14 protein-coding genes are annotated in these 14900 nt (G+C 57.7%); 12 read left to right on the top strand and 2 right to left on the bottom strand.

Annotation, left to right across the window (positions count from 1 at the left end; all coding sequences use genetic code 11):
* Window positions 1-204 precede the first annotated feature (204 nt).
* From ABLU88_RS05415 to sixA, 4 genes are all read left to right on the top strand, one after another.
* Complete coding sequence (locus ABLU88_RS05415) at window positions 205-489, top strand: DUF406 family protein (RefSeq protein ID WP_014230287.1); 285 nt, start codon at window positions 205-207, stop codon at window positions 487-489.
* Window positions 490-648: 159 nt separating this feature from the next.
* Complete coding sequence (gene fadI / locus ABLU88_RS05410; protein WP_025106653.1) at window positions 649-1959, top strand: acetyl-CoA C-acyltransferase FadI; 1311 nt, start codon at window positions 649-651, stop codon at window positions 1957-1959.
* Window positions 1959-4103, top strand: coding sequence for a fatty acid oxidation complex subunit alpha FadJ (gene fadJ / locus ABLU88_RS05405; protein WP_348836202.1), 2145 nt, complete (start codon window positions 1959-1961; stop codon window positions 4101-4103). Before fadI ends, fadJ begins: the two co-directional genes overlap by 1 nt.
* Window positions 4104-4312: 209 nt before the next feature.
* Window positions 4313-4798, top strand: a complete 486-nt coding sequence (sixA, locus tag ABLU88_RS05400) for a phosphohistidine phosphatase SixA (protein ID WP_014230284.1) — start codon at window positions 4313-4315, stop codon at window positions 4796-4798.
* 20 nt (window positions 4799-4818) lie between these two features.
* On the opposite strand, the gene smrB is transcribed toward sixA, so the two are convergent.
* A complete protein-coding gene (gene smrB, locus ABLU88_RS05395; protein ID WP_348836201.1) occupies window positions 4819-5370 on the bottom strand; it encodes an endonuclease SmrB in 552 nt (183 codons plus the stop codon).
* Between the two features lie 167 nt (window positions 5371-5537).
* Here smrB and prmB point away from each other — a divergent pair, with 167 nt between their 5' ends.
* From prmB to ABLU88_RS05365, 6 genes are read left to right on the top strand one after another with little or no spacing between them, the layout of a single operon-like run.
* Entirely contained in the window at window positions 5538-6470 is a 933-nt protein-coding gene (prmB, locus tag ABLU88_RS05390; RefSeq protein ID WP_348836200.1) for a 50S ribosomal protein L3 N(5)-glutamine methyltransferase, read from the top strand.
* 37 nt (window positions 6471-6507) lie between these two features.
* Window positions 6508-7596 carry a chorismate synthase gene (aroC, locus tag ABLU88_RS05385; protein WP_014230282.1) on the top strand — a complete coding sequence of 363 codons (1089 nt, stop codon included), beginning with the start codon at window positions 6508-6510 and terminating at the stop codon, window positions 7594-7596.
* Window positions 7597-8421, top strand: coding sequence for a penicillin-insensitive murein endopeptidase (mepA, locus tag ABLU88_RS05380; RefSeq protein WP_032750757.1), 825 nt, complete (start codon window positions 7597-7599; stop codon window positions 8419-8421). It abuts the gene before it with no gap.
* Window positions 8421-9230, top strand: a complete 810-nt coding sequence (locus ABLU88_RS05375) for a sulfite exporter TauE/SafE family protein (protein ID WP_014230280.1) — start codon at window positions 8421-8423, stop codon at window positions 9228-9230. Before mepA ends, ABLU88_RS05375 begins: the two co-directional genes overlap by 1 nt.
* Window positions 9230-9778, top strand: a complete 549-nt coding sequence (locus ABLU88_RS05370; RefSeq protein WP_014230279.1) for an elongation factor P hydroxylase — start codon at window positions 9230-9232, stop codon at window positions 9776-9778. The genes ABLU88_RS05375 and ABLU88_RS05370 overlap by 1 nt, the downstream gene beginning before the upstream one ends.
* 31 nt (window positions 9779-9809) lie before the next feature.
* Window positions 9810-10088: a YfcL family protein gene (locus ABLU88_RS05365; RefSeq protein ID WP_014230278.1), complete on the top strand. Its 279-nt coding sequence runs from the start codon at window positions 9810-9812 to the stop codon at window positions 10086-10088.
* A gap of 54 nt (window positions 10089-10142) precedes the next feature.
* Here the strand turns inward: ABLU88_RS05365 and mnmC are convergent, their stop codons facing one another.
* Window positions 10143-12131, bottom strand: a complete 1989-nt coding sequence (mnmC, locus tag ABLU88_RS05360; protein ID WP_348836199.1) for a bifunctional tRNA (5-methylaminomethyl-2-thiouridine)(34)-methyltransferase MnmD/FAD-dependent 5-carboxymethylaminomethyl-2-thiouridine(34) oxidoreductase MnmC — start codon at window positions 12129-12131, stop codon at window positions 10143-10145.
* 158 nt (window positions 12132-12289) lie between these two features.
* On the opposite strand from mnmC, the gene fabB reads away from it, so the two are divergent.
* Window positions 12290-13507, top strand: coding sequence for a beta-ketoacyl-ACP synthase I (gene fabB / locus ABLU88_RS05355; protein ID WP_014230276.1), 1218 nt, complete (start codon window positions 12290-12292; stop codon window positions 13505-13507).
* 204 nt (window positions 13508-13711) lie between these two features.
* Complete coding sequence (locus ABLU88_RS05350) at window positions 13712-14887, top strand: MFS transporter (protein ID WP_348836198.1); 1176 nt, start codon at window positions 13712-13714, stop codon at window positions 14885-14887.
* Window positions 14888-14900 lie beyond the last annotated feature (13 nt).

The following is a 14900-nucleotide window of genomic DNA, read 5'->3' as shown; positions in this document are numbered from 1 at the left end:
CTAAGAAACGCGATCCAGTTGGCAAATTTGCCCGGGTACCTGTTACCCAAAGTAGGCGCTTTTTGTTTTGGATCATTTTTAAGTGTGATTTCGGTCACTTATCCCGTTTGTCGCCATTAACGACTGGAGGCAGGCATGCCCGGGGCGTAAAATACGCACATTATTTGTCTGGCACCTTGAGTGCATATACAGAGGAAATCTACGATGAGTAAATGCAGTGCTGATGAAACCCCGGTTTGCTGCTGTATGGATGTTGGCACCATTATGGACAACACCGATTGCACCGCCTCTTATAGCCGCGTGTTTGCGAACCGTGCCGAAGCCGAAGAAACGCTCGCCGCATTAAGCGAAAGAGCGCGTAACGTTGAATCAGAGCCGTGCAAAATCACCCCGACCTTTACCGACGTTGATGGCGGCGTGAAGCTGGATATCGATTTCGTGTTCAGCTGTGAAGCTGAAACCCTGATTTTCCAGCTCGGCTTGCGTTAATCCTTCCCTTAATGCCCCTCATGGCAGGGGCGTTACCTTTTCTAATCAATGTGTTTTGGCTCCCACTTTTTCGGTTCCCCGATTGGCTTAATGTAAAATATTAGTTAAAACTGTTATCAGGTCAGACCACTTTGTTTTATCGGTTAACAGGGGAGCGTTATGAGTCAGGCATTACCGCTAGTCACCCGCCAGGGCGATCGTATCGCGATAGTCAGCGGTTTACGTACTCCGTTTGCCCGACAGGCGACGGCTTTTCACGGCGTGCCGGCCGTTGATTTAGGTAAGCTGGTGGTCGGCGAAATGCTGGCTCGCAGCAACATCCCCGCGGACATAATAGACCAGCTGGTATTTGGCCAGGTGGTGCAGATGCCGGAAGCGCCGAACATCGCCCGGGAAATTGTGCTGGGGACCGGCATGAGCGTGCATACCGATGCCTACAGCGTCAGCCGCGCCTGTGCGACCAGCTTTCAGGCGGTAGCCAACGTCGCGGAAAGCCTGATGGCAGGCACTATTCGCGCGGGTATCGCCGGCGGAGCCGACTCCTCTTCCGTATTACCTATTGGCGTCAGCAAAAAACTCGCCCGAACGCTTGTTGATGCCAACAAAGCTCGCACCCTGGGACAGCGTCTGAAGCTATTTTCTCGGCTGCGTTTTCGCGACCTTCTGCCCGTACCGCCAGCGGTTGCCGAATACTCAACCGGCCTGCGGATGGGCGATACCGCCGAGCAGATGGCGAAAACGTGGGCTATCACGCGCGAACGGCAGGATGCGCTGGCGCTGCGTTCACACCAGCTTGCGGCCAGAGCCTGGGAGGAAGGTAAGCTCTCGGCAGAAGTGATGACGGCGTACACGCCGCCGTTCCGTGAGCCGCTGGAACAGGATAATAATATTCGTAAAAATTCAACCCTGGCGGATTACCAAAAGTTACGCCCGGCCTTCGATCGTCAACACGGGAGCGTAACCGCCGCGAACAGTACGCCGCTAACCGATGGGGCGGCGGCGGTGATCCTGATGACCGAATCCCGGGCTAAAGAGCTGGGCCTTGTTCCGCTGGGCTATCTGCGAAGCTACGCTTTCACCGCGATTGATGTTCGCCAGGATATGCTGCTGGGCCCGGCGTGGTCGACGCCGCTGGCGCTGGAAAGAGCGGGGCTGACGCTGGCTGATTTGACCCTGATTGATATGCATGAAGCTTTTGCCGCGCAAACGCTGGCCAACCTGCAATGTATGGCCAGCGATCGCTTTGCCCGCGAAGTGCTTGGCCGCTCTCAGGCTACCGGGGAAGTGGACGAGAGCAAATTTAATGTGCTTGGCGGCTCGATTGCCTACGGTCATCCCTTTGCCGCCACCGGCGCGCGGATGATTACCCAAACGCTGCATGAACTGCGGCGGCGCGGCGGCGGATTTGGTCTGGTCACCGCCTGCGCGGCGGGTGGGTTGGGTTCAGCGATGGTTCTGGAGGCCGAATAATGGAAACCGTATCGGCATTTACGCTTGAGGTTCGCCCGGACAATATCGCCGTCATCACCATTGACGCGCCCGGTGAAAAAATGAATACCCTGAAAGCTGAGTTCGCCAGCGAGGTACGGGGGATCATCCGCCAGATCCGCGACAATAAGGAACTGCGCGGCGCGGTGTTTATCTCGGCAAAAGCGGATAACTTTATCGCCGGGGCGGATATCAATATGATTGCCCGCTGCCATTCCGCGCAGGAAGCGGAGGCGCTTGCCCGTCAGGGCCAGCAAATCATGGCCGAGATCCACGGTCTGTCGATTCCGGTGATTGCCGCTATCCACGGCGCATGCCTGGGCGGCGGCCTTGAACTGGCGCTGGCCTGCCACGGGCGGGTATGCAGCGATGACGATAAAACCCGGCTTGGCCTCCCGGAAGTACAGCTGGGGCTGCTGCCCGGCTCTGGCGGAACTCAGCGTCTACCGCGATTAATTGGCGTCAGCGGCGCGCTGGAGATGATCCTGACCGGTAAGCAGCTTCGCCCGCGTCAGGCCCTGAAGGCAGGGCTGGTTGATGAGGTGGTGCCGCAGACTATCCTGCTGCAAACCGCGATTGAACTGGCGCTCAAAGGTCGCCCGGCAAGCCGCGCTGTTCCGGCGCGCGAACGTATTCTCGCAGGCCCGCTTGGCCGCAGCCTGCTGTTTCGTCTGGTCGCGAAAAAGACGCATCACAAAACCCAGGGGAACTACCCGGCAACTGAGCGCATTCTGCAGGTGATTGAAACCGGACTGGCGCAGGGCTGCAGCAGCGGATACGCCGAGGAGGCCCGCGCTTTTGGCGAGCTGGCGATGACGCCGCAATCGCAGGCGCTACGGTCGATTTTTTTCGCCAGCACCGATCTGAAAAAAGATCGCGGCGCGGATGCTGATCCCGTCGTGCTGCGCAGCGTGGGCATTCTGGGCGGAGGACTTATGGGGGGCGGTATCGCTTACGTCACCGCCTGCAAAGGCGGATTACCGGTACGCATAAAGGACATCCAGCCGCGCGGGATAAATCACGCACTGAAGTACAGCTGGGATCTGCTCGATAAACAGGTGCGTCGCCGCTATCTGCGCGCCAGCGAGCGCGATCGCCAGATGGGGTTAATATCCGGTTCGCTGGATTATCAGGGATTCGCACATCGCGATGTGGTGATCGAAGCGGTGTTTGAAGATCTTGCGCTCAAGCAGAAGATGGTCAGCGAAGTTGAACAGCACTGCCGCCCGGAGACGATCTTTGCTTCTAATACGTCGTCTTTACCGATCGGCGAGATCGCGGCGCATGCAAGCAGGCCGCAGCGGGTCATCGGGCTTCACTTCTTTAGCCCGGTAGACAAAATGCCGCTGGTGGAGGTGATTCCGCATAGTGGTACGGATCGGCAAACAATTGCGACGGCGGTTAAGCTGGCGAAACTGCAGGGTAAAACGCCGATTGTCGTCGCCGATAAAGCGGGCTTTTATGTTAACCGCATTCTGGCCCCCTACATAAATGAAGCCATGCGCCTTTTGCTGGAAGGCGAGCCGGTAGAGCATATTGATAACGCTTTGGTTAAATTCGGTTTTCCGGTTGGCCCTATTCAGCTCCTTGATGAAGTGGGAATCGATACCGGTACCAAAATTATCCCGGTGCTGGAGGCCGCATGGGGAGAACGTTTTAGCCCGCCTGCAAACATCATTAGTTTGATTCTGAATGACGATCGCAAAGGGAGAAAAAATAACCGGGGTTTCTATCTTTATGCGGCAAAAGGGCGTAAAAGCAAAAAACGGCCCGATCCTGCGATCTACGCTTTACTGGGTATTTCCTCACCGCAGGCGCGCTTGTCCGCGCAGCAGGTGGCGGAACGCTGCGTGATGATGATGCTTAACGAAGCGGCGCGCTGCTTCGATGAGCGAGTGGTTCGCAGCGCCCGCGATGGTGATATCGGCGCCGTATTTGGCATTGGTTTTCCGCCGTTTCTTGGCGGCCCGTTCCGCTATATGGATACCCTGGGAGCGGGGGAGGTCGCCGCGATATTGCAGCGCCTGGCTGCTCAGTACGGCCCGCGTTTTACACCATGTGACACTTTGTTACACATGGCCGAGCAGGGGGCGACCTTTTGGCCCGCTGAGGAACGTACGACCTAAGTTGTGGTCAAAGAAGGTAAATCCGGTAATGAACGGCGCTGCGCTTTGGCGATTTTGTAAGCAATAGTTGACTATACTTACGCCATTGAGGTAAAAAACAGCGTTTCATTCGTTGAATGGATCAGGCACAATGCCCGGCCACCGGGTCACCTGCGTATCGTCTACGTGGGTAAGACCGCGGTGCTTCTGGTTAACAAAAGCGGTGCAATATGCAAGTTTTTATCATGCGTCACGGCGACGCTGCCCTCGATGCAGCCAGTGACTCGGTTCGTCCATTAACCGTCTGCGGTTGCGATGAGTCTCGTCAGATGGCTACCTGGCTGAAAGGTCAAAAAGTGGATATTGAGCGGGTTCTTGTGAGTCCCTACCTGCGTGCAGAACAGACGCTGGAAATTGTTGGGGAGTGCATGAATCTGCCAAAAGATGTCGACGTGATGCCGGAACTCACGCCGTGCGGCGACGTTGGCATGGTTAGCGCTTATCTGCAGGCGCTGGCGAATGAAGGTGTGGCGACGGCGCTGGTCGTGTCTCACCTCCCTCTGGTGGGGTACCTCGTCTCAGAGCTGTGCCCGGGGGAAACTCCCCCGATGTTCACCACTTCGGCGATTGCCTGCGTCACGCTTGATGCCAGCGGCAAAGGCGAATTCAACTGGCAAATGAGCCCCTGCAATTTGAAGATGGCGAAGGCTATCTGATTCCCTCCCGGGGCTGACGTTTACGGAAGCTCCGGCGGTTGCCACTCTTCAACTTCAATCAGAACCAGCAGTGCGGCGTCTCCGCCGTACTCTTTTGGTGCCTGATGAAACGCCATAATATGCGGGTGCTGGGCCAGCCACAGCGGCGTTTGCTGTTTGAGAATATGCTTTCCATGCCCGTGCATCACGCAGGCGCAGAATACGTGCTCGCGACGGCAGGCGGCAATCAAGGCTCCCAGTTCCTGCTTGGCCTGCTGCTGGGTTAAACCGTGCAGGTCGAGAAACAGCTCCGGCGAATAATCACCCCGACGCAGTTTTTTCAGCTCAAAATGGCTGACGTCCGAGCGCACATACTTAACCGACCCTTCGGTATTCAGCAGCGGCTGAAACTCATCGGAAAAATAGTGACTGTTATCCGCCTGCTCCTGGAGCAGCTGCTTGGGTGGTACTTCAGCGATTTTTTTACGCTGCGGGCGATGAACGATGGTGTCCTGCTTAATCTGACGCGTGCCGGTCATCAGCTGCCGGAACAATGCCTGATCCTCCTCGCTTAGCGATGTTTTCTTTTTCATTACCTGATCTCATTTTTTCTTTGCCGGTAGTTTACCCGACTCGCCACGCATCCAGGCAAGGAAAACCTATTTTTCCCCCTCAGCCTGACGTAAGAATGCTGATTTATCCCCGTCTTCGTGGCAAACTAGCCGCCGAATTTATAGCAGAGCGTGCCCTGGGGGATAGCGTGGATAAAATTTTTGTTGATGAAGCCGTTAATGAGCTTCATACCATTCAGGACATGCTGCGTTGGGCGGTAAGCCGCTTCAGCGCTGCAAATATCTGGTACGGACACGGCACCGATAACCCGTGGGATGAAGCCGTACAGCTGGTGATGCCTTCACTGTATCTGCCGCTTGATATTCCGGAAGATATGCGTACCGCGCGTCTGACTTCCAGCGAAAAACATCGCATCGTTGAGCGCGTCATTCGTCGTATTAACGAGCGCATTCCGGTCGCTTATTTGACCAACAAAGCCTGGTTCTGCGGCCATGAGTTTTACGTCGATGAACGCGTGCTGGTACCGCGCTCGCCGATTGGCGAACTCATTAACAACCATTTTTCCGGCCTGATTGACCACTATCCGCAGCACATCCTTGATATGTGCACCGGCAGCGGCTGTATCGCTATCGCCTGCGCTTACGCTTTCCCGGAAGCGGAAGTCGATGCGGTGGATATTTCCCCTGACGCGCTGGCCGTTACCGAGCAGAACGTGGAAGATCACAGCTTAATTCATAACGTTACGCCGATTCGCTCCGATCTGTTCCGCGATCTGCCGAATGTGCAATACGATCTGATCGTGACCAATCCGCCGTACGTCGATGAAGAAGATATGTCCGACCTGCCGGGTGAATATCGCCATGAACCGGTCCTGGGGCTGGCTTCCGGTAGCGATGGTCTGAAGTTAACCCGCCGGATCCTCGCCTGCGCGCCGGATTATCTCAGCGATGACGGTATCCTGATTTGTGAAGTCGGTAACAGCATGGTACATCTGATGGAGCAATATCCTGACGTGCCATTTACCTGGCTGGAGTTTGAAAACGGCGGCGATGGCGTCTTTATGCTGACTAAACCGCAGCTGATTGCCGCCCGCGCGCATTTCGGTATTTATAAAGACTAAAACAACACGCAAACATAACGACAAAAACGGAGCCGTGATGGCAGGAAACACAATTGGACAACTCTTTCGCGTCACGACGTTCGGCGAGTCGCATGGCCTGGCGCTGGGCTGCATCGTTGACGGCGTGCCGCCAGGCATTCCGCTAACCGAAGCCGATCTCCAGCACGATCTCGATCGCCGTCGTCCGGGAACCTCACGCTATACCACCCAGCGCCGCGAGCCGGACCAGGTGAAGATCCTTTCCGGCGTATTCGAGGGGGTGACCACCGGGACCAGCATTGGCCTGCTGATTGAGAATACCGACCAGCGTTCTCAGGACTACGGCGCCATTAAGGACGTTTTCCGCCCGGGACACGCTGACTACACCTACGAGCAGAAATATGGCCTGCGCGACTATCGTGGCGGCGGTCGTTCCTCTGCGCGTGAAACCGCCATGCGCGTGGCCGCAGGGGCGATTGCCAAGAAATTCCTCGCCGCGAAATTTGGTATTGTGATTCGCGGTTGCCTGACCCAGATGGGCGATATCCCGCTGGCGATAAAAGCGTGGGATCAGGTAGAGCAGAACCCGTTCTTCTGCCCGGATCCGGACAAAATCGAAGCGCTTGATGAACTGATGCGCGGCCTGAAAAAAGAGGGCGACTCCATCGGGGCGAAGGTCACCGTGGTGGCCGATGGCGTACCGCCGGGACTGGGCGAGCCGGTATTCGACCGTCTCGATGCCGATATCGCGCACGCGCTGATGAGCATCAATGCGGTGAAGGGCGTGGAAATTGGCGATGGTTTTGAGGTGGTGAAGCTGCGCGGCAGCGAAAACCGCGATGAAATTACCAAAGCGGGTTTCCAGAGCAACCACGCGGGCGGCATTCTCGGCGGCATTAGCAGCGGTCAGCAGATCGTGGCGAATATCGCGCTGAAGCCGACCTCCAGCATCACCGTCCCGGGTCACACGATCAATCGCTTTGGCGAAGAAGTTGAGATGATCACCAAAGGGCGTCACGATCCTTGCGTCGGTATTCGTGCGGTACCTATTGCCGAAGCGATGCTGGCGATCGTGTTAATGGATCACTTTATGCGTCAGCGCGCGCAAAATGGCGACGTGACGACATCAATTCCACGCTGGTCATAGATGAAAAACACCGTTATCGCACTGCTGGCGCTCCTCGCCAGCGGTACCAGCCTGGCGGCGACGCCGTGGCAGAAAATTACGCAGCCCGTTAGCGGCAGCCCGCAGTCCATTGGCGCGTTTGCCAATGGCTGTATCGTTGGCGCGCAGGCGCTGCCGTTAAACGCCACCGGCTATCAGGTGATGCGTACCGATCAGAACCGCTACTTCGGCCATCCGGACCTCGTGCAGTTTATTCAGCGTCTGAGCAATCAGGCGCACAATAAAGGCATGGGAACGGTGCTGATTGGCGACATGGGTATGCCGGCCGGTGGACGCTTTAACGGCGGCCACGCCAGCCATCAGTCCGGACTGGACGTCGATATTTTTCTTCAGCTGCCGCAGGCGCGCTGGAGTTCAGCTCAGCTGCTGAAGCCGCAGGCGCTGGACCTGGTGGCCCGCGACGGCAAACGCGTAGTGCCGTCGCTGTGGAGCCCGCAAATCAGCCAGCTGATTAAGATGGCGGCGCAAGATAGCGACGTTACGCGTATTTTCGTCAACCCGGCGATTAAGCAGCAGCTGTGCCTGGATGCCGGTAGCGATCGCGACTGGCTACGCAAAGTTCGCCCATGGTTCCAGCACCGAGCGCATATGCACGTGCGCCTGCGCTGCCCGGCCGGCAGCCTCGAGTGTGAAGACCAGGCCCCGCCTCCGGCGGGCGATGGCTGCGGTGCGGAATTGCAAAGCTGGTTTGAACCCCCTAAGCCAGGATCAACCCCTCCTGTGAAGAAGACGCCGCCTCCGCTGCCGCCTTCCTGCCAGGCGCTACTGGATGAGCATATTCTTTAATGGATAGTTTTATCGACGTTTTTATGGTGTCACCGACGGTACTGGTCGTACTGTTTTTCGTGGCCATTCTGGCGGGATTTATCGATTCACTGGCGGGCGGCGGCGGGTTATTGACCGTCCCGGCCCTGATGGCGGCGGGTCTTCCCCCTGCGCAGGCGCTGGCAACGAATAAGCTGCAGGCCTGCGGCGGGTCGCTGTCCGCCTCGCTTTATTTCATCCGCCGCAAGGTGGTGAATCTGGCCGACCAGAAGCTCAATATTCTGATGACCTTTCTCGGCTCGACGGGCGGCGCGCTGCTGGTCCAGCACGTCCAGTCCGATATTCTCAAGCAGATACTGCCAATCCTGGTTATCGGCATTGGCCTCTATTTTCTGCTGATGCCGAAGCTCGGCGAAGAGGACCGGCAGCGACGTCTGTACGGTCTGCCGTTTGCCCTGGTGGCTGGTGGCTGCGTCGGTTTTTACGACGGTTTCTTTGGTCCGGGCGCCGGATCTTTTTACGCGCTGGCTTTCGTCACCCTCGCGGGGTTCAATCTGGCGAAATCGACCGCGCATGCAAAATTGCTTAACGCGACGTCTAACGTTGGCGGCCTGCTGTTGTTTATTATTGGCGGCAAGGTGATATGGGCTACCGGCTTTGTGATGCTGGCCGGGCAATTTATCGGTGCCCGCGCGGGATCGCGGCTGGTGCTGAGCAAAGGACAGTCACTGATTCGACCGATGATCGTCGTGGTGTCGGCGGTGATGAGTGCAAAACTGCTTTATGACAGCCATGGACAGGAGTTCCTCCAGTGGCTGGGGATGAACTAATGAACAGCACGCATAAATATGAACAGCTGATCGAAATCTTCGACGGCTGTTTTGCTGAAGATTTTAATACCCGTCTGATTAAAGGCGATGACGAACCGATCTATCTTCCGGCAGATGATGACGTGCCTTATAACCGTATCGTCTTTGCCCACGGCTTTTACGCCAGCGGACTGCACGAGATATCGCACTGGTGCATTGCCGGGAAGGCGCGACGTGAGCTGGTAGATTTCGGTTACTGGTACTGTCCGGACGGTCGTGACGCGATGACCCAGTCTCAATTTGAAGACGTTGAGGTGAAGCCTCAGGCGTTTGACTGGCTGTTTTGCGTGGCGGCGGGATACCCATTTAACGTCAGCTGCGACAACCTGGAAGGGGATTTTGAGCCCGACCGGATCGCTTTTCAGCGGCGCGTGCATGCCCAGGTGATGACCTATCTGGAGCAGGGGATCCCTGAGCGTCCCGCGCGTTTCATTCAGGCGCTGCAAGAATATTACCAAACGCCGCCCTTGACGGCAGAACAGTTCCCGTGGCCGGAAGACCTGCACTAAGGCCACACTTTACATACTATGAGGAAAGAAGATGATCGCGGAGTTTGAATCACGCATTCTGGCGTTAATTGATGATATGGTCGACCACGCCAGTGATGACGAACTGTTTGCCGGCGGTTATCTGCGCGGCCACCTGACGCTGGCGGTGGCCGAGCTGGAAGGAGAGGGCGAGCATACTGCGCAAGCGGTACATGACAAGGTATCCCGGAGCCTGGAAAAAGCCATCAGCGCGGGCGAACTGTCGCCGCCGGATCAGGTTCTGGTGCAGGAAATGTGGAACAGTTTGTACCAGAAGGCGATGCAGAAATAGTTCTGCCCTCCGCCAAAGCCCGGCATTCGCTCAGCCGGGCTCTATTTCCCGCAATTATTTCACCGCTTTCCCTTTCAGCAGTTTTCTTACCCACAGCCGGTTAGGATTCAGCGCCGCCAGCGTTTCTTTATCCATGGGTAATGGCTCATTGCTCATTTGCGACGCCAGAATTTCAGCCGCCAGCGGCGCGGAGCACAGGCCGCGCGAGCCCAGAGCTCCCAGCATATACAAGTTGCGGTAAACCGGCGCTTCTCCGGCCTGCTCCTGACGTTCAGCCAGAGAGGCATATTCGCGTAAGGTGGCCTCATAATCAGGCACGCTGCCGACCATCGGCAAATGATCGCGGGTTGCGCAGCGCACGCCGCTGCGGGCCTGATTAGCGCTCACGTCTACCTCCCGCGTCCATTCCGCCTGCGGGAAACAGTCAATCAGGCGCTGGCGATTCTGCTGCTGATCCTCGGCGCTAAACGTGGCCTCTGCCTGTCCGCGGTGGTAGCTTGCGCCAATGCAGTGTTGCTGATTATGCGGGTTTTGCGGCGTCAGGTAGCCGTTGTAGCACAGGACCTGGCGCAATTTCGATAGCCCTGGCGTCGTCGGAATATGGCTAACCTGACCGGCAACCGGGTACATGGGAAGATGCTCCGTCTGGCTAAAGCGGGTCAGCTGATGGCCGTTGGCCAGCACCACGACCTCGTGGTACTGCCGCTGGTTTAATTGCCAGCCGTTGTTGTCTGCGCTGAGCTCCGTGACCGGATAATCGTAGCGCACGCGCAATCCGCGAGTGGCGGCGAGGGCCAGCAGTTCAGCGGTTAACTGCTGCGGACAAAGCCAGCCGCCGGCAGGATAGGCGATGCCCCCGCAGCCGGTTTCCACACCGGTTTGTTGCGCAGTGGTTCGGGCGTCCACGGCGACGGCGATTTCCGGCGGCAGGTTAAGCGCAATCATCTGGGCGATTTTCTGCGCGCTTTTCGTATCCCAGCCCAGCTGCGTCACGCCGCACCAGTCATGATCGAACATCACCGGCAGAGCGTCATACACGCGGCGGGCGAAAGTAAATGCCGCCGGGAAGAAGCGGGCCAGGGCGGGATCGTGCTGGCTGAGCAGCGGATAGAGCGCGCCCTGGCGGTTTCCGGATGCGCCAGCAGCCGGCGCGCTGTCGGCGCAGTATAACGTTACCTGCCATCCGCGGCGCAGCAGCGCCAGCGCGAGCAGGGCGCTGGCGATCCCCCCGCCGATAATCGCGGCATCGCGCTGTTCCGTACCGCTGCGGGCAAACCACGGCGCGCGCGCGGGGATCTCCGGCGTTTCACGCATTTCGCCGGTCAGCATTTCGCGCTTGCGGCCAAAACCCTTGCGCTTCTGCATGCTGAAACCGGCCTCCTGCAGGCCGCGGCGGACAAAGCCGGCGGAGGTGAAGGTGGCCAGGGTACCGCCGGGTCTTGCCAGACGAGCCATCGCCGCAAACAGCTCCGCCGTCCACATGTCCGGGTTTTTTGCCGGGGCAAAGCCATCAAGAAACCAGGCGTCCACCTGCTGATTAAGCGAATCATCGAGCTCGTTGGTCAGTTCATTAATATCGCCAAACCACAAATCCAGCGTGACCCGCCCTTCATCCAGCAGCAGACGATGGCAGCCCGCGATGGGCAGAGGCCACTGCGCCTGCAGCTGCTCGGCCCAGGTTGCAAGCTCCGGCCAGCGCTGGTGGGCAAGGCGCAGGTCCTCCGCTTTCAGCGGAAATTTTTCGAAACTGATGAAATGTAATCTTTGCAGGGTAGCTTCTGGATTATCGCGGTGAAAAACGTCAAACGCCTGCCACAGCGTGAGGAAATTCAGGCCGGTACCGAACCCGCTTTCGGCAACCACAAAGAACGGACGTGCATGCTCAGGGAAGCGTTCCCTGAGCTGGTTTCCGTCGAGGAAAACGTAGCGCGTCTCTTCCAGACCGTTGTCATTGGAAAAGTAGACATCGTCAAAATCTCGGGAAACAGGTGTACCCTCAGCGTTGAATTCCAGGTTGGCGGGTTGTATGGCGTTTTGTTTCACGTAAGTTACTCGAATCACAAGGCGTAGAACGATCTTAACGATGTGTGCCTGAGGGCGCAAATTTATACACAAATTGGCTGATCGGACTTGTTCGGCGTACAAGTGTACGCTATTGTGCGACTCGAAACTTAATATAGTGCGACTTACAGAGGTATTGAATGAAACGTGCAGTGATTACTGGCCTGGGCATCGTTTCCAGTATTGGTAATAACCAGCAGGAAGTCCTGGCATCTCTGCGTGAAGGACGCTCCGGGATCACTTTCTCTGAAGAGTTTAAAGATTCAGGAATGCGCAGCCACGTATGGGGCAACGTCAAACTGGACACCACCGGCTTGATCGACCGTAAAGTGGTTCGTTTCATGAACGATGCCTCTATCTATTCCTATCTTTCCATGCAGCAGGCAATTGAAGATGCTGGCCTGAAAGATGAAGTCTATCAGCAAAACCCGCGCGTGGGCCTGATTGCCGGTTCTGGCGGTTCTTCTAAATCTCAGGTTTTCGGCGCTGATGCAATGCGCAGCCCGCGCGGTCTGAAAGCGGTTGGCCCCTACGTGGTGACCAAAGCGATGGCGTCCGCGGTATCCGCTTGCCTTGCAACACCGTTCAAAATCTACGGCGTGAACTACTCCATCAGCTCCGCCTGTGCGACTTCCGCACACTGCATCGGTAACGCTGTTGAACAAATCCAGCTGGGCAAACAGGACATCGTGTTTGCCGGCGGCGGCGAAGAGCTGTGCTGGGAAATGGCGTGTGAATTCGACGCGATGGGCGCGCTGTCCACCAAATACAACGAAACGCCAGAAAAAGCGTCTCGTACCTATGACACCCACCGTGATGGTTTCGTTATCGCGGGCGGCGGCGGTATGGTTGTGGTTGAAGAGCTGGAACATGCTCTGGCGCGCGGCGCGCACATCTATGCTGAAATCGTTGGCTACGGCGCAACGTCCGATGGCGCAGACATGGTTGCCCCGTCCGGTGAAGGCGCGGTTCGCTGCATGAAGATGGCGATGGACGGCGTTGATACGCCGATTGACTACCTGAACTCCCACGGTACTTCTACCCCGGTAGGCGATGTGAAGGAGCTGGGGGCGATTCGTGAAGTCTTCGGTGATAACAGCCCGGCGATCTCCGCGACCAAAGCGATGACCGGCCACTCCCTGGGCGCCGCTGGCGTACAGGAAGCTATCTACTCCCTGCTGATGCTGGAACACGGCTTTATTGCGCCGAGCATCAACATCGAAGAGATGGACGAGCAGGCAGCCGGCCTGAATATCGTGACCGAGCCGACCGAACGCGCGCTGACGACCGTGATGTCTAACAGCTTCGGCTTTGGCGGGACTAACGCCACGCTGGTCATGCGCAAATACCGCGCATAACGAACACGCTTTACAAGGGGAGCCAACGGGCTCCCTTTTTTGTATTCTTGACAGACCCCCGGGAGAAAAGGCAAACTCCTGCCACAACATTATTCTCTCAGATAATGCGTAAGCGTTTAACGTCATCCAACGCGCCTTAACCCTGATAATCAGGTGGAGAGGGCGTGGTCTCACCTCGCCTTACTCTGCGAACTGGAGTAAAGCATGTCCGCAGTCACTGAAACAAAACGCACTCCTTCAGCGAATGGTTCGCTGTTTCGGATCACGTTCGCCGTTTTTCTCACCTATATGACCGTCGGCCTGCCGCTACCGGTTATCCCTTTGTTTGTCCATCAGGAACTGGGATTTGGCAATACCATGGTTGGCGTCGCCGTCGGTATCCAGTTTCTGGCGACCGTATTAACCCGCGGCTATGCCGGCCGCCTTGCCGATCAGTACGGCGCCAAACGCTCTGTCCTGCAGGGGATGTTGGCCTGCGCGCTGGCGGGGGGCGCCTGGCTGTGCGCCGCGCTGCTGCCGGTGCCGGTCATGGCGAAGTTTGGCCTGCTGGTGCTTGGCCGTCTGATCCTGGGTTTTGGTGAAAGCCAGCTGCTCACCGGTAATTTAAGCTGGGGGATGGGGCTGGTGGGGCCCATGCGCTCCGGTAAAGTCATGTCGTGGAACGGTATGGCGATATACGGCTCTCTGGCGGCCGGGGCGCCGCTGGGGCTGCTGATCTACAGCCATTACGGCGTCGCGGCGCTGGCCTGCGTCACCATGGTGCTGCCGTTAGTGGCCTGGGCGATTAACGGCACGGTGCGTAAAATTCCTGCTCACGGCGGCGAGCGGCCGTCGCTGTGGAGCGTGGTGGGAATGATCTGGCGGCCCGGTATCGGTCTTGGCCTTCAGGGCGTCGGCTTCGCGGTAATTGGCACATTTGTCTCTTTGTATTTCGCCAGCAACGGCTGGGCGATGGCCGGTTTTACGCTGACCGCGTTTGGCGGGGCGTTTGTCCTGATGCGCGTACTGTTTGGCTGGATGCCGGACCGCTTCGGTGGGGTGAAAGTGGCCATCGTTTCGCTGCTGATTGAAGCGATAGGCCTGGCGCTGCTCTGGCAGGCGCCCAATGCCTGGATCGCGCTGGCGGGGGCGGCGCTCACCGGCTGCGGATGCTCGCTTATCTTCCCGGCGCTGGGCGTCGAGGTCGTGAAGCGGGTACCGCCGCATGTACGAGGAACGGCGCTTGGCGGCTATGCCGCGTTTCAGGATATCTCTTACGGCGTCACCGGCCCGCTTACCGGGCTGCTGGCGACGTCGTTGGGCTACTCTTCCGTCTTCCTGGCCGCGGCAATATGCGCCGTGCTGGGGATCCTGGTTAGCCTGGTGTCGCTGCGTAAGTAGCGCTTCATTCGGC

It is taken from the genome of Klebsiella sp. GW_Kp182 (genome assembly GCF_040062275.1).
In the GTDB taxonomy this organism is placed as follows: Bacteria; Pseudomonadota; Gammaproteobacteria; order Enterobacterales; family Enterobacteriaceae; genus Klebsiella; species Klebsiella michiganensis.
Note: the sequence above shows the minus strand (reverse complement) of the source record. Positions and strands in the feature narration are given on the sequence as shown.